At 63.6% G+C, this 25,113-nt stretch carries 23 protein-coding genes and 1 pseudogene; 8 read left to right on the top strand and 16 right to left on the bottom strand.

The genetic code is table 11. The features are described from left to right. Nucleotides 1-123: 123 nt before the first annotated feature. Entirely contained in the window at nucleotides 124-1,233 is a 1,110-nt protein-coding gene (locus AC0L16_RS12620; protein WP_473621081.1) for a TRAP transporter substrate-binding protein, read from the bottom strand. A gap of 287 nt (nucleotides 1,234-1,520) precedes the next feature. On the opposite strand from AC0L16_RS12620, the gene AC0L16_RS12615 reads away from it, so the two are divergent. Then, the gene (locus AC0L16_RS12615) at nucleotides 1,521-2,294 is read left to right on the top strand and encodes a gamma-glutamyl-gamma-aminobutyrate hydrolase family protein (RefSeq protein ID WP_473621080.1); all 774 of its coding nucleotides are present in this window, start codon (nucleotides 1,521-1,523) and stop codon (nucleotides 2,292-2,294) included. Nucleotides 2,295-2,315: 21 nt separating this feature from the next. Here AC0L16_RS12615 and AC0L16_RS12610 read toward each other — a convergent pair whose 3' ends face one another. The 5 genes and pseudogenes from AC0L16_RS12610 to AC0L16_RS12590 form a co-directional block, all read right to left on the bottom strand. Then, nucleotides 2,316-2,711: a hypothetical protein gene (locus tag AC0L16_RS12610; RefSeq protein WP_473621078.1), complete on the bottom strand. Its 396-nt coding sequence runs from the start codon at nucleotides 2,709-2,711 to the stop codon at nucleotides 2,316-2,318. A 90-nt stretch (nucleotides 2,712-2,801) separates the two neighbouring features. Then, nucleotides 2,802-3,791 (bottom strand): 2-hydroxyacid dehydrogenase, encoded by a 990-nt coding sequence (locus AC0L16_RS12605; protein ID WP_473621077.1) that lies wholly within the window; start codon nucleotides 3,789-3,791, stop codon nucleotides 2,802-2,804. Beyond that, nucleotides 3,788-4,810 (bottom strand): LacI family DNA-binding transcriptional regulator, encoded by a 1,023-nt coding sequence (locus AC0L16_RS12600; protein WP_473621094.1) that lies wholly within the window; start codon nucleotides 4,808-4,810, stop codon nucleotides 3,788-3,790. The genes AC0L16_RS12605 and AC0L16_RS12600 overlap by 4 nt, the downstream gene beginning before the upstream one ends. A 123-nt stretch (nucleotides 4,811-4,933) precedes the next feature. Beyond that, nucleotides 4,934-5,055: pseudogene (locus tag AC0L16_RS12595) on the bottom strand (EamA/RhaT family transporter); the annotation flags it as partial. Nucleotides 5,056-5,092: 37 nt separating this feature from the next. Next, complete coding sequence (locus tag AC0L16_RS12590; protein WP_473621075.1) at nucleotides 5,093-5,500, bottom strand: DUF2000 family protein; 408 nt, start codon at nucleotides 5,498-5,500, stop codon at nucleotides 5,093-5,095. A gap of 35 nt (nucleotides 5,501-5,535) precedes the next feature. On the opposite strand from AC0L16_RS12590, the gene AC0L16_RS12585 reads away from it, so the two are divergent. Next, complete coding sequence (locus AC0L16_RS12585) at nucleotides 5,536-6,414, top strand: AraC family transcriptional regulator (protein WP_473621073.1); 879 nt, start codon at nucleotides 5,536-5,538, stop codon at nucleotides 6,412-6,414. A gap of 16 nt (nucleotides 6,415-6,430) precedes the next feature. On the opposite strand, the gene AC0L16_RS12580 is transcribed toward AC0L16_RS12585, so the two are convergent. Together AC0L16_RS12580 and AC0L16_RS12575 are read right to left on the bottom strand one after the other, a co-directional pair. Further along, nucleotides 6,431-6,901 (bottom strand): MarR family winged helix-turn-helix transcriptional regulator, encoded by a 471-nt coding sequence (locus tag AC0L16_RS12580; RefSeq protein ID WP_473621072.1) that lies wholly within the window; start codon nucleotides 6,899-6,901, stop codon nucleotides 6,431-6,433. Nucleotides 6,902-7,121: 220 nt separating this feature from the next. Next, complete coding sequence (locus tag AC0L16_RS12575) at nucleotides 7,122-7,853, bottom strand: intradiol ring-cleavage dioxygenase (RefSeq protein WP_473621070.1); 732 nt, start codon at nucleotides 7,851-7,853, stop codon at nucleotides 7,122-7,124. A 197-nt stretch (nucleotides 7,854-8,050) separates the two neighbouring features. Here AC0L16_RS12575 and AC0L16_RS12570 point away from each other — a divergent pair, with 197 nt between their 5' ends. The 5 genes from AC0L16_RS12570 to AC0L16_RS12550 all read left to right on the top strand — a co-directional run bounded on the left by AC0L16_RS12570 (nucleotide 8,051) and on the right by AC0L16_RS12550 (nucleotide 13,946). Further along, complete coding sequence (locus AC0L16_RS12570) at nucleotides 8,051-9,127, top strand: CobW family GTP-binding protein (RefSeq protein WP_473621069.1); 1,077 nt, start codon at nucleotides 8,051-8,053, stop codon at nucleotides 9,125-9,127. Nucleotides 9,128-9,266: 139 nt separating this feature from the next. Next, complete coding sequence (locus AC0L16_RS12565; RefSeq protein ID WP_473621067.1) at nucleotides 9,267-10,241, top strand: WD40 repeat domain-containing protein; 975 nt, start codon at nucleotides 9,267-9,269, stop codon at nucleotides 10,239-10,241. Nucleotides 10,242-10,318: 77 nt separating this feature from the next. Continuing rightward, a complete protein-coding gene (locus AC0L16_RS12560; protein ID WP_473621065.1) occupies nucleotides 10,319-11,701 on the top strand; it encodes an aspartate aminotransferase family protein in 1,383 nt (460 codons plus the stop codon). Nucleotides 11,702-11,714: 13 nt separating this feature from the next. After that, nucleotides 11,715-13,136 carry a glutamine synthetase family protein gene (locus tag AC0L16_RS12555; RefSeq protein WP_473621092.1) on the top strand — a complete coding sequence of 474 codons (1,422 nt, stop codon included), beginning with the start codon at nucleotides 11,715-11,717 and terminating at the stop codon, nucleotides 13,134-13,136. Between the two features lie 87 nt (nucleotides 13,137-13,223). Continuing rightward, a complete protein-coding gene (locus tag AC0L16_RS12550) occupies nucleotides 13,224-13,946 on the top strand; it encodes a UdgX family uracil-DNA binding protein (protein ID WP_473621091.1) in 723 nt (240 codons plus the stop codon). A gap of 2 nt (nucleotides 13,947-13,948) precedes the next feature. Here AC0L16_RS12550 and AC0L16_RS12545 read toward each other — a convergent pair whose 3' ends face one another. From AC0L16_RS12545 to AC0L16_RS12530, 4 genes are all read right to left on the bottom strand, one after another. Further along, the gene (locus AC0L16_RS12545) at nucleotides 13,949-15,214 is read right to left on the bottom strand and encodes a glycerate kinase type-2 family protein (protein ID WP_473621064.1); all 1,266 of its coding nucleotides are present in this window, start codon (nucleotides 15,212-15,214) and stop codon (nucleotides 13,949-13,951) included. Between the two features lie 175 nt (nucleotides 15,215-15,389). Beyond that, a complete protein-coding gene (locus tag AC0L16_RS12540) occupies nucleotides 15,390-15,896 on the bottom strand; it encodes a heme-degrading domain-containing protein (RefSeq protein ID WP_473621062.1) in 507 nt (168 codons plus the stop codon). 74 nt (nucleotides 15,897-15,970) lie between these two features. Then, entirely contained in the window at nucleotides 15,971-17,284 is a 1,314-nt protein-coding gene (gene guaD, locus AC0L16_RS12535) for a guanine deaminase (RefSeq protein ID WP_473621061.1), read from the bottom strand. 2 nt (nucleotides 17,285-17,286) lie between these two features. Then, entirely contained in the window at nucleotides 17,287-18,504 is a 1,218-nt protein-coding gene (locus AC0L16_RS12530) for a urate hydroxylase PuuD (RefSeq protein ID WP_473621060.1), read from the bottom strand. Nucleotides 18,505-18,664: 160 nt separating this feature from the next. Between AC0L16_RS12530 and AC0L16_RS12525 the strand changes: the two genes are divergently transcribed. After that, the gene (locus AC0L16_RS12525; protein WP_473621058.1) at nucleotides 18,665-19,585 is read left to right on the top strand and encodes a LysR family transcriptional regulator; all 921 of its coding nucleotides are present in this window, start codon (nucleotides 18,665-18,667) and stop codon (nucleotides 19,583-19,585) included. A gap of 21 nt (nucleotides 19,586-19,606) precedes the next feature. Here AC0L16_RS12525 and xdhC read toward each other — a convergent pair whose 3' ends face one another. The 4 genes from xdhC to uraH form a co-directional block, all read right to left on the bottom strand. Beyond that, nucleotides 19,607-20,647, bottom strand: a complete 1,041-nt coding sequence (xdhC, locus tag AC0L16_RS12520) for a xanthine dehydrogenase accessory protein XdhC (RefSeq protein ID WP_473621056.1) — start codon at nucleotides 20,645-20,647, stop codon at nucleotides 19,607-19,609. Nucleotides 20,648-20,724: 77 nt separating this feature from the next. Beyond that, nucleotides 20,725-23,073 carry a xanthine dehydrogenase molybdopterin binding subunit gene (gene xdhB / locus AC0L16_RS12515; protein WP_473621054.1) on the bottom strand — a complete coding sequence of 783 codons (2,349 nt, stop codon included), beginning with the start codon at nucleotides 23,071-23,073 and terminating at the stop codon, nucleotides 20,725-20,727. 114 nt (nucleotides 23,074-23,187) lie between these two features. Beyond that, on the bottom strand, nucleotides 23,188-24,669 hold the full coding sequence (gene xdhA / locus AC0L16_RS12510) for a xanthine dehydrogenase small subunit (protein ID WP_473621052.1): 1,482 nt from the start codon (nucleotides 24,667-24,669) through the stop codon (nucleotides 23,188-23,190). A gap of 4 nt (nucleotides 24,670-24,673) precedes the next feature. Beyond that, the gene (gene uraH / locus AC0L16_RS12505; protein WP_095493926.1) at nucleotides 24,674-25,048 is read right to left on the bottom strand and encodes a hydroxyisourate hydrolase; all 375 of its coding nucleotides are present in this window, start codon (nucleotides 25,046-25,048) and stop codon (nucleotides 24,674-24,676) included. Nucleotides 25,049-25,113: the final 65 nt, after the last annotated feature.

The raw sequence follows: 25,113 nt of genomic DNA, 5'->3' as shown, positions 1-25,113 counted from the left end.
GCCCCCCCCCCCCCCGGGCGCGGGGGCCCCCCCGGGGCCGGGGCGGCCCCCCCCCCCCCCCCCCCCCCCCCCCCCCCGCCCCCCCCCCCCCCCCCCCCCCCCCCCCCCCCCCCGAAACTGTTGTCAGAGTTTGCCGGTGCGCTGCTGGACCATCATGAAGGTATCGTAATTGTACTCGGCCACCTGCGCCCAGAGATAGTGCTCCTTGCGGAACGCCTTGATCGAGTCCCATATCTTCTTGAACGGCGCGTTCGAGGCTTCCATCTCGGCATAGACCTCGTTTGCCTTTTCGGAGCAGGCTGCCAAGATTTCCGGGCTGAACGGACGCAATTTGGCGCCAGCGGACACCAGCCGCCTCACGGCCGCCGGATTCAGAAAGTCGTATTTCTGCAGCATGTTGGCGTCGGCGGCCTGCGCGGCAGTGTGCACCAGCGCCTTGTAGGCCGGCGAAAGCTCCTCGTATTTCGCCTTGTTGAACATCAGATGGACGGTCGGCCCGCCTTCCCACCAACCGGGATAATAATAATTGGGCGCGACCTTGTAGAAGCCGAGCTTCTCATCGTCATAAGGGCCGACCCATTCGGCGGCGTCGATGGTGCCTTTCTCCAGCGCTGGATAGATATCGCCGCCGGCAATCTGCTGCGGTACGACGCCGAGCCTTTCCACCACTTTGCCGGCAAACCCACCGATGCGCATCTTTAGGCCCGAAAGGTCGGCGACGGTGTTGATCTCCTTGCGGAACCAGCCGCCCATCTGTACGCCGGTATTGCCGCCCGGCAGGCCAAAAAGGCCCTGCGTGGCCAGAAACTCGTTGAACAGGTCGATGCCGCCGCCGTGGTAATGCCAGGCATTGATGCCGCGCGCGTTGAGCGAGAACGGAACCGCGGCACCCAGTGCCCATGTCGGGTCCTTGCCCCAATAATAATATGCTACCGTATGGCAGGCCTCGACGGTGCCGGCGGTGGTGGCGTCCGCGGCCTGCAGGCCGGGCACGAGTTCACCGGCGGCGAAGACCTGGACCTGGAAGTTGCCGTCGGTCGCCTCCGAAAGCATCTTGGAAAACACCTCGGCGCCACCATAGATCGTATCGAGCGATTTCGGGAAGGACGACGCCAGGCGCCATGTCACTTTCGGATTGGTTTGGGCGATAGCCGGCGCGGCAAGCGCCGCCGTAGCCGCCGCAGCGCCGACACCGGTCACACCGGCCTTGCGGATGAATGATCGACGATCCATGAAGTCCTCCCTATTGGATCAACAGACCGATGTTCGGGAGATGCTCTGTGCCCCGGATCGGCTTCGCGGCAGACAATACACGGGCAAGGAGTCGAGTCCAGCCATGCGAGCCGGTTTTGCCGGCGGCGTTTTCGCGAAAAACGCGGCGCGAACGCACCTCCCGCAACTTAAGTCTAACGCCCCTTCCGTGGCCCATGCGACATGCCGAACTTGTCATGGCAAAGCGCCGTCGGATCGCCTATTTTAAAGGCAGAACAATCCTTGCACTGAATGGACTCGGGTCAAAAATGCAGCAGCCGCTCGTCGCCATATCGACCGACGTCCGCCAGTTCGACAACTACACCTGGCATGCCGCTCCGCAGCAATATCTGGAGGCGGCGCTTTCGGCCGCCGGCGTGTTCCCGGTGCTGGTGCCGTCCTTCGGCGACCGGCTCGATTTCGATGAACTCCTGTCATCGGTCGACGGCGTCATGATCACCGGCTCGAAGTCCAATGTGCATCCCTCGCTCTATGGCGGCGATGCCAGCGAGGCCAACGGCCCCTACGATCCGGCCCGCGACGCCACGACGCTGCCGCTGATCCGCAAGGCAGTTGAGCGCGGCGTGCCGCTGCTCGCCATCTGCCGCGGCATCCAGGAGATGAATGTGGCGATGGGCGGCACGCTGGCCACAGAAATCCAGGAGCGCGAGGGATCGCTGGACCATCGCGCACCGGCGAGCGACAATCAGGACGAACGCTTCGCCATCCGCCAGACCATTTCGATCAAGCCCGCAAGCTGCCTCGCCGGCGTGTTCGGGGCAGGCGACATCATGGTCAATTCGGTGCATCGCCAGGCCATCGACCGGCTCGGCCCGAAGCTGCAGATAGAGGCGGTCGCGACCGACGGCACGGTCGAGGCGGTTTCGGTGCGCGACGCCCGCGCTTTCGCCGTCGGCGTCCAGTGGCATCCCGAATACTGGGTCAAGTCGGACAGCGTCTCAGCAAGGATATTCCGCGCCTTCGGCGACGCGGCGCGCGTGCACGCCGCGGCGAAATCCGGCGCGCGGGCCGCCGCGGAATAGTTCAGCCGTCGGACGTCAACGTCAATCGCTGCTGGCCGCCAGCGACAGCAGCGGCAGGGCTGGTGCGTAGGATTCATAACCGTCGCCGTCGGCGACGCCGAAAGTGACGATCGGGTCGATGCCGTTCGCGCTGAAGGTGACTGTGCCGTCATCCTGCTCAAGCCAGAATTTCGCGCGCTCGATGCCGGGCAAGACCCGGTGGCAATTCTCAGTGACCGTCAACAGCGACAGGCCATCCGCAACCTCAGTGCCGCGCTTGACCGCACAGGACGCTTCGTCGCCATTGGCCACCAGCCGGTAGTCGCCGGGTGACTGCGCTGACTCATCGGCTGGGCGGCCTTCGCCTCCGCCGCTGTAAAACAGCTGAACGCTGCCGAACAGCGCGGCCCCCGCTATCAATGCAGCAAGTGCTTTCATCTGCGTTCTCCACGTGTTTGGCGATAGATAAAGAATGATGTCAAAGCGTTAAGCCGTCGTTAATCGTTAACAAACAGGAAAGCGTGCCGCTCAGCTGCGCGCCTTGACTTTTTCCGTTTCCGTTTCCGGCACCGGCGTCAGCGCCCTCCCTTGCGAAAACCAGGAAATCAGATTGTCGACGCACAGATCGGCCATGGCGCGGCGGGTATGTTCCGAAGCCGAGCCGACATGCGGCAAAAGTGAGGTGTTGGGAGCGGCGAGCAGCGCCGGCGGCACGTTCGGCTCGTCGGCGAAGACGTCGAGGCCGGCAGCGGCGATGGTGCCGCCGGCAAGCGCCGCGGCAAGAGCTGCCTCGTCCACCGTGCTGCCGCGACCGATGTTGACGAAGACGCCATTCGGGCCGAGCGCCGACAGGATCTCGGCGTTGACCGCCTTTTCCGTCGAGGCGCCGCCGGGCGCCACCGAGATCAGCGTATCGACCGCCTCGGCGAGGCCTTTCAGCGTGCCGTGGTATTCGTAGGAGAGGCCTTCGACCTGGCGCCGGTTGTGATAGGCGATCGGCAGCCCGAAGGCCTCCAGCCGGCGTGCAACGGCAAGGCCGATGCGGCCCATGCCGAAAATACCGACACGACGGCCGCGCAAGGTCAGCCGGCTCAAGCGATAGTTGCCGTTGCGTGCCCAACTGCCGTCGCGCAGCCAGGTCTCGGCGCGCGGCAACTCTCGGACGGTGTTGATCAAAAGCCCGATCGCCGTATCGGCGACCTCCTCGGTCAGCACATCCGGCGTGTTGGTGACCATGACGCCGCGCTGCGCTGCGTGACGGGCATCGACCGAATCATAGCCGACGCCGAAATTGGCGATGATCTCGAGATTCGGCAGCGCGTCGATGAGGGCTGCGTTGATCCCGCCAAAGGCGGCAATGCCGCGCACCGTCCGGCGCATCTCGTCAGTGACCAGCGATGCATCAGGCCGTTCAATCCAGACGCGGCTGAACGTCCGGTCGATGCGGCCGACCGCGTGGTCGTTGAATTGGCCCGGCACCAGAATGGCGACTGCTTGCTGCTGTTCGGCTTTTGTCATGCACGTTCCACTGGTTTGCCGGTCGACTGGCGCACATGCAGCTCCGGCTTGATCAGTTCCTGTGACGGCCGCACCATTTGCCCATTGAGCTTGTCGAGCAGCGCGCTGGCGGCGCGGCGGCCGACTTCACGCTGGCCATTCCACACGGTGGTCAGCGCCGGCGTCGCGATCGCCGCTTCCTCGAGATCGTCATAGCCGGTCACGGATATGTCAATGCCCGGTACCAGCCCGGCGCGTGCAATGCCGTTCATCAGGCCGATGGCGACGAGGTCGTTCCAGCAGCAGGCCGCGGTCGGCTTGTCCTTCAGCGCCAGGAACTGCCCGGCGGCCTCGAAGCCAGCCTGTTTGGTGCGCGGGCCGGGGATGCGCCAGGACGGCCCGACCTCCAGCCCTGCCGCCTCCATGGCGTTGAGATAGCCCTGGTAGCGGTCGCGGCCGGTCGAGGTCTGGTCGGTGCCGCCGATCATGGCGATGCGTTTATGGCCAAGCGAGATCAGATGGTTGGTGGCTAGCGCGGTGCCATAGGCATCGTCGCCGCGAAACACCGGCACGTCAGCGCCTTCGACGGTGCGTGCGATCAGCACCGCCGGCAGGCCGTTTTCCTCGGCCATGAAGATGTCTTCGGGCGGCGTGCCGATGGCCGGCGACATGATGACGCCGTCGGCGCCAAGCTGCAAAAGCGTGTCTATAAAGGTGCGCTGTTTTTCGAGCTGGTCGTAATGGTTCGACAGGATGAAGGTCTGCCGGCTGCGGTCGAGCTCGCTTTCGATCGAGCGCAGGATCTCGGCGAAGAAGGGATTCATGATGTCGTGGACGACGACGCCGACGATGCCCGAACGCGAGGTGCGCAGGCTGGCGGCGCGGCGATTGTAGATATAGCCGATGGCGCGGGCATGTTCCTTGATGCGGTCGCGGGTGATTCCAGCTACCAGCGGGCTGTCGCGCAGGGCCAGCGAGACCGTGGCCGTGGACACACCGAGTGCATCCGCGATCGTCGAAAGCTTGATCTTCTGTGCCAGCGCCTTGCGCTCCCCCGACGATCTAGAGCTGATCCATGATCTCCAGCGAAAACCGGATGCCCGTTTTCGGAATCATGGTCTAAACAGTTTAAACGCGGCCTTATGCCACCCTTCCGAAACAAATCAAAGTTTTTTTGCCAGCGCCTCCACCTCGACGTCGAGGGCAGCGCGGTTGCGCACGCGAACCCGGTGCTCGCGATGAACGATACAAAGCCGCTGGCGACGATGACGGCAGCGCCGAGGACACCGAGCATCAACAGGTTGAACCAGTGTCGCTATGCATCAGGGATGCATGCGGGCACCCTTGGTGATCTTGTCGACAAGCTTCTTTTCGGCGCGCAGCGCGATGCCGACGGCCTTGGCGTCGTCGGGTGCGAATTCGGCAAAGATGGCGCGGTTCGCCGCGTCGTGGCCGGTCGAAAACATTTCCTCGACGTAGAGCGAGGTCGTCACACCGCGCTCCAGCGCCCGCCGGTGGATCGCACTGAGCGTCGAGCGATCGGCCGAAAGCACGATGATTGGCTGGATCGAGAGCGGATTGTAGATATTGCCGGCGCGGTCGCGATAGGGTTCGCCTATGATGTCGCTATACTGCGCGACGATGCCGCTGGTCAGGAACGCGGTGGCGTTGAGCTTTTGCCAGACGGGAAGGTCGTCCTGCAGCACGATTGCAAATTTCGTGTCGAACATGAGACATTTGCCATTCGAGGTTGGTGAATGAAGCGATGTCACACGGTCTAGATGGCGAGGCCTTTCAGGGTCTTGGACGTTTGTGCGTTGACGCGGTTGAGAACTGCGTCATCCCGGCGCCCGATTGCGTCGGAATGGAGCGTATCGAGGCCCGGTTCCACGGCAGCGCCTTCGATCTCCATCGTCACGATACCTACGCCATCGGCGTGACGCTGCATGGCGTACAGACCTTCCGGTATCGCGGCGCGACGCATCGCAGCCTGCCCGGCCAGATTATCGTGCTCCATCCCGACGAATTGCACGATGGCGGCGCCGGCACTGAAGACGGTTTGCGTTACAGGATGCTTTATCTGGAGCCGTCCATCGCGCTGGACTGCCTCGATCAGACAGGCGCGTCGCTGCCTTTCGTCAGGAATGCCGTGGTGACGGACCCTGTTTTCCGCAGGCGGCTGCTTTCGGCGCTCGGGCCGTTGGACCAGAAGCTGGATGATCTGTTTGTCGCCGACTTCGTTGCGCAATTGATGCAAAGCCTGGCACGGCATTCAGGCCTGCCGGCGAAACCGATCCCAAGGACAGCGTGGCGGGCTGTCAGCCTGGCACGCGACTATCTGGAAGAAAATGCTTTCCGTACCGTCCGCTCCGACGAGCTGGAGGCGATCACCGGGCTCGATCGCTACGCCCTATCGCGGCATTTCCGTGCCGCTTTCTCCACCAGTCCGCACCGCTTTCTGTTGATGCGCCGGCTGCAACGAGCACGCCGCATGATAGAGGCGAGCGAGTCATTGGCTGAGATCGCAATAGCGGCCGGTTTCAACGACCAAAGTCATTTCAGCAGGCACTTCAAGAAGGCGTTCGGTGTTACGCCGGGCCGCTGGTCGGCATTGGTCCATGCATCGTCAGCAGCCGCTGCCTGATGGCGTCAGCCGCGGATCATTCGTCGACTTCGATCTCATCATCGACGAGAACCATTTCTCCGTTCGAGAGGTTCGCCTCAACGCGGGCGAGCAGCTTGAACAGCGCCTTCTGGTCCTTTTTATCGAGCCCCTTCAGCGCCTGCTTCTCGGTCTTCTTCACCGATTTCTCGATGGCATGAATGATTTCGCGGCCAGTGTCGGTCAGAAAGATATGGGCCTGGCGGGCATCGGCGGAAGAAGCGCGTTTTTCCAGAAAGCCCTGCGCCTGCAGCCGGTTGATGGTCTTGGTGATGGTCGGCGGGCGAACACCAAGGCGACCGGCAAGATTGCCGGGCGTCTGCCCGTCCTCACGGTCGAGCGCCAGCATGATCTGGTCCTGGCCGGCATAGAAGCCGTGCGCCAAGAGCCGCGCGGCGAGTGCCGTACGCGCCAGCCGCGCCGCCGCATGCAGCCGGCTCATTGTCGCAGTCTTATCCGCCTTGGCCATGGCTATCCCTCTTCGGCCGAACCGGTGTGGACAGCATAGAGGCAGCCGCCCGGTTGGCAATGGACGATCAAAAAGATCCGGCTTTGCAAAACAGCTTTGCCGGCAAGCAATGCGGTGTCCGCCGTGGCTAATGCCAGATGATTATTTCAGTTAGATGACAAACGACTTTTCAGCGCAGGTGGACCAGTTCGGCAGGAGCGCCGCACACACGATGCGGGACTCAATCAGCCCTCACCGCGATGATCATCAAGGCCTGGTAGGCGTCCGCCACCTCACGCAGCGCCGCCTGCGAATGCGGTCCGGCACGCCGCGCGATACCGTCCCTGGCGTTCGACGTATCCCGCATGCCAGACCGGTCGGTGTAGGGCGCGACAGTGGTGAATATCTGTTCGCTCAGGCCGTCGGGGAAAAACAGCTGGCCGGTCATCATCGAATTGTCGTTGGGGAAGACCTTGAAGTGGATATGGGTGGTGCGGCCGCGATACCAGCCGGGATAGATGGTGGCGAACGAAACGATGCCGCTGTCATCGGTCTTTTGCCACCCGCGCAGAAAACTCTGGCCTGAGGTGTCGACATCCTGGCCGTCGCCTTGTCCCGGATAGCCTGAATAATGGCCTTGGGCGTCGCAATGCCAGATATCGACCCGCGCGCCGGCAAGCGGCCGGCAGCCTGCGTCGACGACCTGCAGCCGCAGATTGAGGGCAATGCCCGCTTTGCCTTCGGTGATATCGGCGCGTTCGAGCTTCGGGTCGAAATAGAACGGGCCCTCGGTCGCTTCCGGTGTGATCGCGCAAACGCCGGCGCCGCTATCGAACAGGGCAAGCCCGGCATAAAGCGAGGCCTGCTGCGCCAGCGCGATGCCCGGCAGAAAGACACCGCCGCCCGCGCTAACGGCAATGAGGCCAAGCGCCTGGCGCCGGCTCAATGGCAAGGAGGACGGTTTATCGGACATCCGGCGCCTCTTTTGGTTTTCTTTCGAGCAAGCTGCCTTGGTCTTATCTAGGCAGCGAGACCAGCCCACGCCAATGAAAACCCGGCAATGTCGGGAAAGTCCGGCAATGTTGTCGACCTGATTGGCCCATCGGTTGCCACGTGCAAAAGCACGGCGTGCATCCTATATGGGGCCAACAATCCTTTTCGAGGCCCAACATGAGCGATGCACAGACGACACAAATCCCCGTAACCGTTCTCACCGGCTACCTTGGCGCCGGCAAGACGACACTGCTCAACCGCATCCTTTCGGAAAACCACGGCAAACGCTACGCCGTCATCGTCAATGAGTTCGGCGAGATCGGCATCGACAACGAGCTGATCGTGGAATCCGACGAGGAAATCTACGAGATGAACAATGGTTGCGTCTGCTGCACTGTGCGCGGCGACCTGATCCGCGTCGTCGAGGGCTTGATGCGCCGGCCAGGCCGCTTCGACGCCATCGTGATCGAGACGACCGGCCTCGCCGATCCGGTGCCGGTGGCGCAGACCTTCTTCATGGACGACGACGTGCGCTCCAAGACCAGGCTCGACGCGGTGGTGGCGCTGGTCGACGCCAAGCACCTGCCGTTGCGGCTGAAGGATTCCCGCGAAGCCGAGGACCAGATCGCCTTTGCCGATGTCGTCGTGCTCAACAAGACCGATCTCGTCACGCCGGAGGAACTGAGCAAGGTCGAGGCGACGATCCGCGCGATCAACCCGGCGGCCCGGATCCATCGCGCCACGCGCGCCGGTGTGGCGCTGTCCGAGGTGCTCGACCGCGGCGCATTCGACCTTTCCCGAGCGCTGGAGAACGACCCGCATTTCCTCGAGGCGCGTGACGACCACGACCATCATGACCATGATCATCACGATCATGACCATCACGATCATGACGGGCATCGTCACCATGACGGGCATGACCACCATGATCACGCGCACCCGTCCGATATACATGACGTGACGGTGCAGTCGGTGTCACTGCGGGGCGGCGAGATGGACCCGAAAAAATTCTTCCCCTGGATCGAGAAGATAACCCAGATGGAAGGCCCGAACATCCTGCGTCTGAAAGGGATCATCGCGCTTCAAGGCGATGACGAGCGCTACGTCATTCAGGGCGTCCACATGATCATCGAGGGCGATCACCAGCGCGCCTGGAAGGACGGCGAGAAGCACGAGAGCCGGCTGGTCTTCATCGGCCGCGAACTCGACGCCGAGCGGCTGAAGAAGAGTTTTGATGCCTGCCAGGCCGCTTGATTTTCAGACCTTATAACGCTAGCGCTGCACGTTCTTTCCTTCTCCCCTTGTCGTGGGAGAAGGTCGCGTCGCACCTAGCCGCGCTAACGATTCCTCCGCAGCGGCACGGCGACCAAACCAATCTCGAATGGAATCTCCCATGCCGACAGTCGCCCCGCTTGATCTCCAGGGACATTGCATCGCCGCCGTTTTCCTTGGCGACGTACCGCATTTCGCACTGGCCGACGGCACGATCCATCGGCTGGACCATGGCCACAAGACGGCGCAGGCCAATAACGGGCTGCTCGCGGCCTTCCACGATGCGGCCAACGACCGGCTGATCACTGGCGGCGAGGACGGCAAGATTTTTTCCGTTACCGCCGGTGGCAATGCGGCAGAATTGGCAAGCGCCGGGAAGAAATGGATCACCAGCGTCGCCGCCGGACCACAAGGCGCTGTCGCCTATGCATCGGGCAAGACCGCCTTCGTGCGTTTCGCCGACGGCAAGACCAAGGAATTCTTGCATCCGCGTTCAGTCGAGGGGCTGGCGTTCTCGCCCAAGGGCATGCGCTTCGGCGTCGCCCGCTACAATGGCGCGACACTGCATTTCCCGGCGGCGAACGGCAAGCCGGTCGAGCTGGAATGGGCCGGCGCCCATACCGGCATCACCTTCTCGCCGGATGGCGCCTTCCTCGTCACCACCATGCAGGAGAACGCGCTGCATGGCTGGAAGCTCGCCGATGGCAAGCACATGCGGATGAGCGGCTATCCCGGCAAAGTCAAAAGCCTGTCGTGGGCGCCCAAGGGAAAATGGCTGGCCAGTTCCGGCGCACCGGCGGCGATCGTCTGGCCGTTTTCGGGCAAGGATGGGCCGATGGGCAAGGCGCCGCTGGAACTCGGCACGCGCGGCAACTCCATGGTGACCTCGGTCGCCTGCCATCCAAGCCAGGATGTCGTCGCCGTCGGCTATGACGACGGCATGGTGATGGCGGTGCGTTTCGCCGACGCCAAAGAGGTGCTTCTGCGCCGACCGGGCAAGGGCGCCATTACCTCGATGATGTGGGACAGGCAAGAACGCCGCGTCGCCTTCGGCAGCGCCGCCGGCGACTGCGGCGTCATTGATATTTCGGCATAGGGGAGTAGGGGAGTAGGGCAGTAAGGCACCTATTCCCCTACTGCCCTACTGCCCTACTGCCCTATTCGAGGTCATTCATGCATCCAATCGACCATTCAAAGACGGCGATCGGTGGCATCAGCACTGCTCGGATTGCCGATCTGCGCGAGACCGAGGCCGAGGCCTTCCGCAAGGCAAGGCCGAAATCGGCAGCCAAGGTCGGCAACGGCCTGCCGGGCTTCTTCGGCGGCGTGCCGATGCACTGGATGAACGACTGGCCGACGCCGTTTCCGATACTGGTCGACAGCGCCAGAGGCGCCACTATCACTGACATCGACGGCAACCGGCTCGACGATTTCTGTCTTGGCGACACCGGCTCGATGTTCGGTCATTCGCCGCCACCGGTCGCCCACGCCATCCGTAGGCAGGCCGGACGTGGCCTGACTTACATGCTGCCTTCGGAAGATGCACTCGCCATCGGCCCGCTGCTGCAACAGCGCTTCGGCCTGCCGTTCTGGCAGATCGCGACAACGGCGACCGATGCCAACCGCTTCGCGTTGCGCGTCGCCCGCGCCATCACCGGCCGGGAAAAGACCCTGGTCTTCAACGGCTGCTATCACGGCTCGGTCGACGAGACGATGGTGCGGCTGGTCGACGGCAGACCGGCCAACCGGCCAGGACTGGCCGGCGAATTCCGCGACCTGACCCGAGCGACCGAAGTCGTCGAGTTCAACGATGTGCCGGCGCTTGAGACTGCACTCCGGGACCAGAAAATCGCCTGTGTCGTCACCGAGCCGGTGCTGACCAATTCCTGCATGGTGCTGCCCGATCGCGGCTTCCACAAGGCGCTGCGGCGTCTCACCCGCGCCGCCGGCACCCTGCTGCTGATCGACGAGACGCACACGATCTCGACCGGTCCCGGCGGCTACACCGGGAAACACGGCTTGGAGCCGGACCTGTTCGTGCTCGGCAAGCCGATCGCCGGCGGCGTGCCGGCCAGCGTCTGGGGCATGAGCGACGGCGTCGCCACCCGCTATGCCGACTATGTCAGGACCAAGGAACCAGGCTATTCCGGCATGGGCACGACGCTCTCGGCCAATCCGCTGCAGTTCGCAGCGATGCGCGCCACGCTCGAAGAGGTGATGACCGACGAGAACTATAGCCATATGGACCATCTGGCGCGGCGGCTCGACGCCGGGCTGACCGCCGTCATCGACCGTTACCGCCTGCCTTGGCATGTTGCCCGAGTCGGCGCCCGCGTCGAGTTCATCTGCGCACCCGGCCCGCTGAGGAATGGCGGCGAGGCGGAAACAGCGCACGCACCGGCGCTCGAAGCGGCGATCCATGTCGCGCTGGTTAATCGCGGCGTGCTGATCGCGCCGTTCCACAACATGATGCTGATCTCGCCGGCGACCAGCGCTGCCCAGGTCAACCGCCTGATCGCCGCCTTCGGCGCGGTTGCGGCAAGGCTCGCGGCATGAGACAAGCTTGCACATGAGAGAAGCGCACAAGCAAACTTTGAACGCCATCATCGCCTCCCCTTCGGGCTCGACGCCCGCCGAGGCGCAAACTTTTCTCGACGCCCATCCCGAGATCCAAGCGTTCGACATCGTGCTGACCGACGCCAATGGCGTCGGGCGTGGCAAGATCGTGCGCCGGCACGAGTTGATGAGCATCTTCCAGGGCGGCAGGCATATGCCGATCTCGATCCTCGGCCTCGACATCACCGGAGAGGACGTGCACGAGACCGGACTGATCTGGGCGACGGGCGACGGCGACCTGCGGGCATGGCCTATCCCCGGCACGCTGGTGCCGCTGTTCGGCACACAGCCACCGCGCGGCCAGGTGCTGATGGCGATGTACCATCTCGATGGTCAGCCGATGTCCTCCGACCCGCGCCTGGCACTGGCCCGTCAGGTGGAGATACTGGCGGCCAAGGGCCTGCATCCGGCCGGCGCCTTCGAGCTCGAATTCTTCCTGCTCGCCAACGAGCGCGACGCCGACGGCAAGGTGCAGCCGGCGCACGCGGTGCTCGACGGCCGCCGCTCGGCCAAGACGGAGGTCTATTCCGTCGACCATCTGCACGGCATGGAGCCGCTGTTTTCCGACATCTATGCCGCGGCCAGGGTGCAAGGCGTCCCGGCCGAGACGGTCATTTCCGAATATGCGCCCGGCCAATACGAACTGACGCTGAACTATCGCAAGGACGTGATGCGGGCGGCCGACGACCTCGTCATGCTGAAGCGGCTGGTGCGGGGGCAGGCGCGCCGCCACGGCGTCACTGCCTGCTTCATGGCCAAGCCGATCGAGAAATACGCCGGCTCCGGCATGCATTTCCATGTCTCGCTGCAGGACAAGGCCGGCAACAACGTCTTTGCCGAAGCCAGCGGCGAGACCTGGTCCTTGCCGCTGCTGCGCGGACTGGGCGGCCTCATCCAGACCATGGCCGAATCGATGCTGGTGTTTGCACCGCACGCCAATTCATGGCGGCGTTTCGTTTCGCAATCCTATGCGCCGGTGGCGCCGACCTGGGGTGTCAACAACCGCTCGGTGGCATTGCGCGTGCCGGCAGGCGATGCGAAAAACCGGCGCATCGAGCACCGGCCGTCGGGCGTCGACGCCAACCCTTATCTGGTGGCGGCAACCGTGCTGGCCGGCATCGTCAAAGGTCTCGACGAAGGCCTCGATCCAGGCCCCGAAACCACCGGCAATGGCTACGAATCAGCAATCACGCGCACCACCATGCCGGTGGACTGGCGCGCCGCGATCGAGGCGGCAAGGGGCTCGTCATTCCTCAAAGGGGCGCTGGGGGAAGACCTGCACCGGACCTTCGTGGCGATCAAGCAATCCGAATATCTGCGGGTGGCGCGCACGGTCAGCGAACTGGATTATCATCTCTATCTGCACGAGGTGTGAGGCGATCGCATCGCCGGTCATTCGCCCGGCGAAAGCCGGGTCTCGGCTATTTGAAGGAACCTTTCCAGGGCTTCGCTCATTCCGCATCTGATCGCAGCAGCGGGCAAGGCCGCATCAGCCATGATCGCCAGGATGCAGACAAATTCTCCACACCACGCCAAGGTGCAGGCAAGACGCTGGCCCAAGCCTGAATTGCCTGAGACGGCGGAGGACGATGGCGCAAGCACCATTCCCGAACTCAGCGAAGTGGCGAAGGCCTGTCGCCGCTGCCCGCTGTGGCGCAACGCAACGCAGACCGTGTTCGGCGAAGGGCCTGACAGGGCCAAGGTGGTTTTCGTCGGTGAACAGCCAGGCGACCAGGAGGATCTGGCCGGTAAACCTTTCGTCGGTCCGGCGGGAAAGGTGTTCGACGCCATCCTCGACGATGCCGGCGTCGACCGGCTGAAAGTCTATGTCACCAATGCGGTCAAGCATTTCAAGTTCGAGCCGCGCGGCAAGCGGCGCATCCACTCGAAGCCGAATGCCGGCGAGGTGCAGGCCTGCCGCTGGTGGCTCGACAAGGAACTCGATTTGATCAAGCCCAATCTGGCGGTTGCGCTCGGCGCAACGGCAGCGCAGTCACTGCTCGGCAAGGTCGTGCCGATCATGAAGATGCGCGGCGCGGTCGTGGAACGGGCCGATGGCTTGCCTGTGTTTGTCACCATCCACCCGTCCTTCATCCTGCGTATTCGCGAGCCGGCGGACAAACAGGCCGAACGCGAGCGGTTCCTGCAGGACATGAAGGCGGTGAAAAAGCTGATGGCCGCCTGAGCCTATCTGATCAGGATCGCCCTCAAATCATTGACATTCGTCCCGGTCGGGCCGGGCACGAAGAGATCGCCGACGGCGTTGAATGCCGTCCAGGCATTGTTGCCGGCAAGCATCGCCTTGGCATCGACGCCCACGGCCCGCATCCGCGACACCGTCGAGCCGTCAGCAAAGGCGCCGGCATTGTCCTCCGAACCGTCGATGCCATCGGTGTCAGCGGCCAGTGCATGGATGCCCCCGATACCGCTGATGCCGATGGCGAAGGCAAGCAGAAACTCGGTGTTACGACCACCCTTGCCCTTTGCCCGCAAGGTCACCGTCGTCTCGCCACCCGACAAGACCAACACCGGCTTTCGGAAAGGCCGGTTGCGCGTCGCGACTTCACGGGCGATTGCCGCATGAACACCCCCAACTTCGCGCGCCTCGCCCTCGATGGAATCGGAGAGGATGACCGCCTCGATGCCATGGCGCCTCGCTTCGGCTGCGGCCGCTTCCAGCGAGACGCCGGCCGAGGCGATCAGATGCACTTCGCTGCGCGAAAAACGCGGATCGTCGACGCGCGGCGCATCGGCGGCCGGCGAATTGATATGCGCCATCACGGCAGCCGGCAGCTTCATGCCATAGGCGGCGATCGATGCCAGCGCCTCTTGGCGGTTGCCGGAATCGGGAACGGTCGGGCCGGAAGCCACAAGCGCCGGATTGTCGCCGGGAATGTCGGAGACAACTAGCGACACCACCTTGGCCGGATGGGCAGCTGCCGCCAGCCTGCCGCCCTTGATGGTGGAAACATGCTTGCGGATGGTGTTCATGGCGGCGATCGGCGCGCCGGAGGCGAGCAGCGCCTCGTTGACGGCGATCTCGTCGGCCAGCGTCAGACTTTCGGCAGGCGCCGGCAGCAGCGCCGAGCCGCCGCCTGAGATGAGCGCCACGACCAGATCGTCCGCGGTCAGGCCCCGCACCTTTTCGAGCAGCCGGCGCGACGCTTCGAGCCCGGCGGCATCCGGCACCGGATGCGCCGCCTCGATGATCTCGATGCGCTGGCAGGTCGCGCCATAGCCGTAACGGGTGACGACCAGCCCTTCGATCGGCCCGTCCCACACTTTTTCGAAAGCCGCCGCCATCTGCGCCGAGCCTTTTCCTGCACCAATGACGATGGTGCGCCCCTTCGGCATTGCCGGCAGATGATCCCTGATCGTCCTCTGGGGATCAGCGACGGCAACGGCAGCATTGAAGATGGCGGCGAGGAAGGTCTTGGGATCGAGAATGGTCATACTGAGCTGCCGCCGAGGTTCTGCAAGCATCTCTGGCGCTTGCGCTGCCCCTCACCCTTACCCTCTCCCCGTATAGAGACGGGGAGAGGGGGTCGCCAGCGTTGGAGCTCTTCCTTTCTCCCCGTCACTATACGGAGAGAAGGTGCCGGCAGGCGGATGAGGGGCGGCGCCAACGTCAGGCCTTTGCTTCCGGCGGCAATGCCAGTTCGCGCCCGTCGACGCCGAGGTGGCTGCAGAGTGCATCCACGACGACGCCGTGATCCTCGCGTTCCGGCAGACCCGAGACCGCGATCACGCCGATCACACCGGCGCCCTTGACCGTGACCGGAAAGCCACCACCGGCCAGCACATAGTCTGATATGTCGAGCCCCTCGCCTGGCTTGAAGCTGCGGTCGGGGCGCTGCTGCTCCAGCACCATGCGGTAAGTGCTTTTCAGGAACCGCTGCACCACATTGATCTTGCGTCGCGCCCAGTCTGGATTGGAGGCGTTCGAGCCCGGCATTGCCGCGTAGAACAGCGGCCGGTCGAAGGTCCTGATGTCGACGATGATCGGCAAGCCCTGGGACAGTGCCCGGTCGCGGATCGCCGAGCCGATCTTGAAGGCGACAGCTTCGTCAAAGACCGAGAAGACAAGCTCGGCTTCCTGTTTCTGGATCAGAGCGATATCGTCCGCAACGGCCATGTCGTTCCCCTGTCAATGTCGCGGCACGCTTTGACCGATGGCTGCCGCTGGGTCAAGCGGGACGTGTGGGATCGCTAAACCGCCATATCCGTCTTGGCCGCCCGTCCGGCGACGTAGACCTCGCGCACGGCGCGATCATCGCCCAGCGTCTGCAGCAGAAACAACTCCTCCGCCAGCGTGTCCGCCGTCTCCATCCGCAGCCGCATCGCCGGCGTGGCGCGCGCATCGAGAACGACGATATCGGCATCGCTGCCTTGGTCGAGCGTGCCGACTTTTTCCAAGACCGACAGCGCCTCGGCATTGCCGCGGGTGAGCTGCCAGAACGACTGGAACGGATTGAGCTTCTCGCCTTTCAGCGCGATCACCTTGTAGCCCTCGTCCATGGTGCGCAGCATCGAATAGTTAGTGCCGCCGCCGACATCGGTTGCGACCGCGATGCGGAGGGCTTTGTCACGCGTGCGGTAGCGCTGATAGTCGAACAGGCCCGAGCCGAGGAACAGGTTCGAGGTCGGACAGAACACGGCCACCGAGCCCGTATCCGAAAGCGCATCCGCCTCGCGTTCCGACAGATGGATGCAGTGGCCGAACAGGCTTTTGCGCCCGAGCAGCCCATAGTGCTCGTAGACATCGGTATAGTCGCTGGCCTTTGGATAAAGTTGCAGCGTAAAGGCGATCTCGGCGTGATTTTCCGACAAATGCGTCTGCATGTGCAGATCTGGATGTTCGCGGCACAGCGCGCCCGCCATCTCCAATTGCTCGGGTGAGGAGGTGATGGCGAAGCGCGGCGTGATGGCATAGTGCTGGCGCCCCTTGCCGTGCCACTCGGCGATCAGCGCCTTGCTGTCGTCATAGGCCGATTGCGGCGTGTCGAGCACACCCTCCGGCGCGTTGCGATCCATCATCACCTTGCCGGCGATGTTGAGCATGTTCCGGTGATGCGACTCGGCGAAGAACGCCTCGGCCGATTCCTTGTGCACCGAGCAATAGGCGGCGACGGTCGTCGTGCCGTGACGCAGCATTTCGTCGAGAAACAGCCTGGCGATGCGGCGGCCATGCTGGGCGTTCTGGAATTTTTTCTCCTCGGGAAAAGTATAGGCGTTCAGCCAGTCGAGCAATTCGGCGCCGTAGGAGGCGATGACCTGCATCTGCGGAAAATGCGCATGCGGGTCGATGAAACCAGGCAGCAGCAAATGCGGGCGATGGTCGATCTTCTTTGCGCCCTCATCAGCCTTTTTCTCGACGTCGGCATAGGCGCCCGCGGCAACGATCCTGCCGTTGCGGAGCAGCAGGCCGCCATCGTCCTCGTAGCGCCAGGCGGAATGGTCGTCGACGGTCTCAGGCCAGCGCAGGAAGGACAGCGTGCGGCCGCGCAGGAGCGTGCTGGTCATGCCTATTTCCCCGCCTCCTCGAACCATGCCACCAGCAGCGCCCGCTCCTTGTCGGTGATATGGGTGACGTTGGCGGGCGGCATCGCGTGGCTGCGGCCGGCCTGCAGGTAGATCTCGCGGGCTTGCCCGGCGATACCGGCGTCCGTGTCTAGCACCACGCCTTTCGGCGCGTGATAGATGCCCTCGTAGGACGGCTCCTGCGCATGGCACATCGAGCAACGGCCAAGCACCGTATCGCGCACTGCGGGAAAATGCGCCGAGGCGATATAGACCTGTGCCGTCGAGGACGCCTTGACGTCGCCGGTCAGCGCTTTCGGCGCCGTTGACAGCCAGATGATGATGACGAACAGCACGGCCGCCGCCAGCCAGGTCCAGGTGGGGTTGCCCTTGCGCGCATGCATGGTGTTGAAATAGTGCCGGATCAGCACGCCGATGATGAAAACCAACGAGGCGATCACCCAGTTGAACTGGGTAGCAAACGCCAGCGGGTAGTGGTTCGACAGCATCAGGAACAGAACGGGCAGCGTCAGGTAATTGTTGTGCAGCGAGCGCTGCTTGGCGATCTTGCCGTATTTCGGATCTGGCTTCCTGCCGGCGATCAGGTCGGCGACGACGATCTTCTGGTTCGGGATGATGACCATGAAGACATTGGCCGACATGATCGTCGCGGTGATGGCGCCAAGATGCAGGAAAGCAGCGCGGCCGGTGAACAGATGGGTAAGACCCCAGGCGATGAACACCAGCACGCCATAGAGCACCAGCATCAGGCCGGTATCACTCCTGCCAAGCGACGAACGGCACAGGAGATCATAAACGACCCAGCCGACGCCGATTGTCGCCAGCGACAGCAAGATGCCTGTAGGCACCGACATGGCGAGCACGTTGGGATCGATCAGGAAGAGGTCCGCCCCGGCATAGTAGACGACGCACAGCATGGCAAAGCCCGACAGCCAGGTGGCGTAGGATTCCCATTTGAACCAGGTCAGGTGCGCGGGCATTTCGGCCGGCGCCACCAGATATTTCTGGATGTGGTAGAAGCCGCCGCCATGCACCTGCCATTCCTCGCCGAAGGCGCCGGCAGGCATGCCCGGACGCTGGCGCAAGCCGAGATCGAGGGCGACGAAATAGAAGGACGAGCCGATCCAGGCTATGCTGGTGACGACATGCAGCCAGCGCACGGCGAAACTCAGCCAGTCCCAGAAAATCGCGAAATCCATCATTGATAAAGCCGTCCCTGCCGATCGGGTGACTTTACGGACTGGAGCGCAAACGGAAAGGGCCGAGCTGCACGATGACTTTCAAAAAAAAATGGAAAATACTACAGCGCCGCGCGTCCCTTGGACGCGCAAGGACGCTTTAGAACTTTTGTCCCGGAGCCGCATGGCCTATCTCGACAACATCGCCGTCTTCGTCCGCGTCGTCGAGCTCGGCAATCTGTCGGCGGCGAGGCGCGACATGCGCATTTCGCCGGCGGTCGCCTCCAACCGCATCAAGGAGCTCGAAAAGCATCTCGGTGTCAGGCTGTTCAACCGCACGACGCGGCAATTGATGCCGACCGAGCACGGCACGGTGTTCTATTCCGGCGCCAAGCAGGTGCTGGAAGCGATCACCGAGGCGGAAGCCGCGGTCAGCGCTTTGTCCGGCCAGCCGCGCGGCACTATCAAGGTGACAGCGCCGCTCGGGCTTGGCCGGCGGCTGGTGGCGTCGGGAATCCCCGATTTTCACGACAAATATCCTGACATCGAGGTGCGGCTGAGGCTTTCGGACCACAATGTCGACATCATGAAGGAAGGCATCGACGTCGCGTTCAGACTGGGCATCATCGAGGATTCCAGCCTGAGAATGCGCGGCATCATGGAGTGCGAGCGGGTGCTGGTGGCGGCGCCGAAATATCTGGAGACGCGCGGCGAGCCGACCGAGCCGCAGGAACTAATCGGCAAGAAGCACGACTGCCTGATGCTGCGCTACGCCGGCGCGCGCGAATATGTGTGGACGCTGCAAACGGCCGACGGTCCGCGGAAATTCGAAGTGCACGGACCCTATGACACCGACGATGGCGACGTGCTGACCGGCTGGGCGCTGTCGGGCCGCGGCATCATCAACAAGCCGCGCTTCGAGGTCGAGCCGTTCATCCGCGACCGGCGGCTGAAGGTGATCCTGCCCGACACGCCACCGACGCCGGTCCAGTTCGCCGCCGTCTACCCGCACAAGAAGCTGCAGGACCCGAAGGTGCGGCTGCTGCTCGATTTTATGGCCGAGCGCTGCCAACGGCTGATCAAGGATATTCTGGCCGGCAAATGAGCGTTGCTCGAATTTTGGCCGTCAGCCGGCCATTGCCTTGCCACGAGAGACGGGGTGCGGCGCGGCTCGTGCGCCAGCATGGGCGGCCAGCGCGGTCATGATCTCGGCAGCCGCCAAGGCCGCGATCACCTGCGGGCGCTTGTCCTTGACCGCCTCGCCGCCGATCGGTGAGACGAGGCGGGCGAATTCCGCCTCGCTGCCGTCCGCCGACTTCAGGAACCAGTTACTGAACGTCGCCTTTTTGGTCTTCGAGCCGATCATGCCGACATAGGCTGCATCCCGGCGTTTCAGCGCCTCGGCGACGATCAGGAAATCCAGTGCGTGGTCGTGAGTGAGGACGACGAACGCGGCGCCAGCCGGAGCTTTGCGCACCAATGCCTCGGGCATCGGCGTCAGCCTTGTTTCGACCGCTTCCGGTATGCCTTCCAACGCCTCAGCCCGCGTCTCGACAACGACGACACGGACCGGCAGCAAGGCCACCGCCGAGGCCACCGCCTGGCCGACATGACCGCCGCCGAAGATGTAGACATGCGGCAGCTGCGCCTGCTCGGCTTCCGCCGCAGCAACCAGCTCTTGCGCCAACGCCGTGTCGACCAGCCGGATCAGCACCTCGACCCTGCCGCCGCAGCACTGGCCGATCTCAGGCCCAAGCGGGACGTCGAGCGTGGCGACAGCTTTGCCGAGGTCGCGCTGCCCCTCACCCTTACCCTCTCCCCGTAAGGACGGGGAGAGGGGGTCGCCAGCGTTGCGGCCAGTTCCCTTCTCCCCGTCACTATACGGGGAGAAGGTGCCGGCAGGCGGATGAGGGGCGGCGCCGACATCGGCAAATTCACCAGAACCGGAGACTGGAGCTGTCGTTCGACCCAGCAGCTGCCGCGCTTTGTCGATCGCCATATATTCGAGCTGGCCGCCGCCGATCGTGCCAAAAATCGCCGCGCCCGAGACGAGCATGAAGGCGCCCTTCTCGCGGGGCGTCGAGCCTTTGGTCCCGGCCACCTCGACCAGGGCAACCCGGCCGACCCCGCCAAGAAATGCTTTCAGGCTTTGCACTTTCGAGGTCATGTTTTTGCTTTCCCTAGCTGGAAACATAGGGTTTTTCGGCCCGGATTGCACGCCTTGTACGAACCCCGGGACCGAGTTCAAGCACCAGCCTTGGCCTCCTCCTTCAGCCGTTCGATCGCCATCAGCACCCGCTCCGGCGTCGCCGGTGGGTCGAGGCGTGGGCAGATCCGGTGGTCGGCAACGCTTGCCACCGCATCCGACAGCGCATGCAGCACCGAGATGCCGAGCGGCAGCGGCGGCTCGCCGACCGCCTTGGAGCGGTGCACCGTCGGCTCAGTCGCTTCCGGCCAATCGGCCAGCGTCACGTTGAAGATCTTCGGCCGGTCCGAGGCCAAGGGGATTTTGTAGGTCGACGGCGCATGGGTGCGCAGCCGGCCCTTTTCGTCCCACCAAAGCTCCTCCGTCGTCAGCCATCCCATGCCCTGGATGAAGCCGCCTTCGACCTGGCCAAGGTCGATGGCGCGGTTCAGCGAGCGTCCGGTCTCGTGCAGGATGTCGGTGCGCTCGACGACATATTCGCCGGTCAGCGTGTCGACCGAGACTTCCGAGCACGCGGCACCATAGGCGAAATAATAGAAGGGACGACCCTCGCCCTTGTCGCGATCCCAGTGGATTTTCGGCGTCTTGTAGAAGCCCGCCGCCGAAAGCTGGATGCGCGCCATGTAAGCCTGCCTGACGAGATCGGCGAAAGCGATCTCCTGGTTGCCGATGCGCACCCGGTTGGGCAGGAACAGCACCTGATCGCGCGGCACCTGGTATTTTTCGGCTGCGAAGTTGGTCAACCGCTCCTTGATCTGCCGGGCCGCGTTCTGCGCCGCCATACCGTTGAGGTCGGAACCGGACGAGGCGGCGGTCGCCGAGGTGTTCGGCACCTTGCCGGTCGTCGTCGCGGTGATTTTTACCTGGTCGAGGTCGATCTGGAATTCTTCCGCCACCACCTGCGCCACCTTGACGTAGAGGCCCTGCCCCATTTCGGTGCCGCCATGGTTCAGATGCACCGAACCGTCGGTGTAGACATGCACCAGCGCGCCGGCCTGATTGTAGTGGGTGGCGGTAAACGAGATGCCGAACTTGACCGGCGTCAGCGCCAATCCACGTTTGATGAAGCGGCTGTTGGCGTTGAAGGCACGAACCGTGCGGCGGCGCCTCGCATAGTCGCAACTCGCCTCCAGCTCGGCGACGATACGGTGGATGATGTTGTCTTCGACCGTCTGGTGATAGGGCGTGATATTGCGGTCGCTGGTGCCATAAAAATTCTTCTTGCGGATTTCGAGCGGATCCTTGCCGACGGCAAAGGCGACCTCCTCAATGACGCGCTCGGCGCCGACCATGCCTTGCGGCCCGCCGAAGCCGCGGAAGGCGGTGTTCGACACGGTGTTGGTGTAGAGCGGCGCCGATTGCGCATGGACCGCCGGCCAGAAATAAGTGTTGTCGCAGTGGAACAGCGCGCGATCGGTCACTGGTCCTGACAGGTCCGCCGAGAAGCCGCAGCGCGCCGCGAACATGAAATCGACGCCGAGAATATTGCCCTCGTCGTCAAAGCCGACCTCGTAATCGACCAGAAAGTCGTGGCGCTTGCCGGTGGCGATCATGTCGTCGTCGCGGTCGGGCCGAATCTTCACCGCGCGATGGTGCTTTTTCGCAGCAATCGCCGCGAGCGCGGCAAACTGGTTGCCTTGCGTTTCCTTGCCACCGAAAGCGCCGCCCATCCGGCGGATCTCCACCGTCACCGCATGGCTCGGAACGCCGAGCGCATGGCTGACCATGTGCTGGATTTCGCTCGGATGCTGGGTCGAGGAATAAATCGTGACGTCCTGATCCTCGCCGGGAATGGCCATGGCGATCTGGCCTTCGAGATAAAAATGGTCCTGGCCGCCGATGCGCATTTTTCCCTTCAGCCGGCGCGGCGCGGCGTTGATCGCAGCCGCTGCATCGCCGCGCCTCAGGGTCAGTGGCGGCGTGACCAGCTTGTCCTTGCTGGGATCGAGGACGCCGATGTCGGTGACGAAAGGCAATTCCTTGTATTCGACCTTGGCCAGCCTGGTGGCGCGGCGCGCCTGCTCGCGGGTTTCGGCGATGACGCAAAAGATCGGTTGGCCGAAAAACTGCACCTTGCCGGCGGCCAGCACCGGTTCGTCGTGGCGGCCGGTCGGCGAAATATCGTTTTCGCCCGGCACGTCGCTCGCCGTCAGCACGTCGATGACCCCGGGCGCTGCGCGCACCGCCGACAGGTCCATGCTGGTGATGGTGGCGTGCGTGGCCGTCGAAAGCCCGAGGCAGCCATGCAGCGTGCCAGATGATTCCGGCATGTCATCGATATAGACGGCCGTGCCACGGACATGCTTGTGGGCGGAATCATGGCGCTGGTCGGTGGCAACGCCACCGGAGATTTTTTGCGCCTTGAGGTTGGGAGCGTGCGTGGTCATTGAACAACCTCGGTGAGGCGGTGTTCCTTCGCACCCCCCTCTGTCCTGCCGGACTGTCCGGCAGGACAGAGGGGGGTGGGAAGAATCGCGGCCTTCAAAATCGACGTTGCCATCTCAAGCCGCCTCGTATCTTGAAACCTGGATCGGCCCCTTGGTGCCGCTGGTCTCGGCGAAGAACCGCAACAGCAGGTTGCGCGCCGCCAGCGCCCGGTATTCGGCGCTCGCCCGCATGTCGGTCAGCGGGGTAAAGTCTTTGGCGTACTCGGCCATGGCGGTCTCGACCGTCGCCTTCGTCCAGGGCTTGCCGAGCAGCGCCTTTTCCACGCCAAAAGCCCGCTTCGGCGTTGCCGCCATGCCACCATAGGCAATTCGCATCTCCGCCACCGTGCCGTCCTTGGCCAGGGTCAGCAGGAATGCGCCAAGTGCTGCGGTGATGTCCTCGTCACGGCGCTTGGTGATCTTGTAGACGGCGAATTTGGTATCCCTGCCCGGCACTGGGACATGCACGGCCTCGACGAATTCGCCCGGCTGCCGGTCCTGCTTGCCATAGGCGATGAAGAAGTCTTCAAGCGAGATCGTCCGCCGCTTGTTGCCGCGGCGCAGCGTCAGCCGCGCGCCGAGTGCGATCAGCGGCGGCGGCGTGTCGCCGATCGGCGAGCCGTTGGCGATGTTGCCGCCGATCGTGCCCATATTGCGCACCTGGTCGCCGCCGATGCGATCGAACAGCGGCCCGAGCGCGGGTATGCGCTTCGCCAATATTGAGAAAGCTTCGGTATAGGTGACACCAGCGCCGATCGAGATGATGCCCTTATCCTCGGAAACCGCGCAGAGCCCGTCGAGATTGCCGATGAAGATCGCCGGCGATATCTCGCGCATGTGCTTGGTCACCCACAGGCCGACATCGGTCGAACCGGCAACGATGGTGGCGCTCGGCTCCTTGTCGAGCACCGCGGCGAGATCGTCGGCGTCGGCCGGCACGACCAGGCGCTGCTTGCCGGCGCCGATCTCGATGCGCGAACCGTCTTTCATCGCTTCGAGCTTGCTCGTGATGGCTTTGCGCTCCGCCGCCAGCGGATCCTTTGCGGCCTTGCCGTAGCTGGAGATGGCACGTGCCGCCCGCATGATCGCCTCGTAGCCGGTGCAGCGGCAGAGATTGCCCTGCAGCGCCTTTTCGATGGCTGCATCCGAAGGCTCAGGCGACCGCATCCATAGGGCATAAAGCGACATGACGAAGCCCGGCGTGCAGAAGCCGCATTGCGAGCCGTGGAAATCGACCATCGCCTGCTGCACCGGATGCAGTTTTTCGCCGTCGCCGCGCAAATGCTCGACAGTCACGACATGCGTGCCATCAAGCGAGCCAAGGAAGCGGATGCAGGCATTGACGCTTTCATAAACCAGCCGGCCGGCAGAGAGCCTTCCGACCAGAACGGTGCACGCGCCGCAATCGCCCTCGGCGCAACCTTCCTTGGTGCCGCACAGCGAGCGCTCGAGCCGCAGCCAGTCGAGCAAGGTCTCGTCGGGCGCAACCTTGGTCAACGCAACCTTCTCGCCATTGAGGATGAAGCGTATCTCGCTGCGTGTTTTGAGCCTCGTCATTATCTCAGCTCCCCCGATAGGTCGAATAGCCGTAGGGCGATATAAGCAGCGGCACATGATAGTGCACCGGCTCGGCCATGCCGAAGCGGATCGGCACGCTGTCGAGGAAGGCCGGTTCCGGCAGTCTCAACCCCTGCCGGCGCAGATAGTCGCCGGCCGCGAAGACCAGCTCGTATTCGCCGGTGCGGAACTCCGCATCGGCAAGCAGCGGCGCGTCACAGCGGCCGTCGGCATTGGTGACCGCTGTCTTCAGATGCGTCCGCATGTCGTCGTTGATGCGGTAAAGCTCGATCGACAGGCCGGCCGCCGGCCGGCCGGTCGCGGTGTCGAGAACATGGGTCGTCAGACGTCCGCCTTCGGCTTTCGACGTTTCCGCCACTGGCTGCTCCCATTCCGGTACACTCAAAACGAGCTTGACGAATTGTGCGCCAATTAAAGGCGATG

Source organism: Mesorhizobium sp. WSM4848 (assembly GCF_055811375.1).
This window is presented reverse-complemented; position numbering and strand designations above follow the sequence as displayed.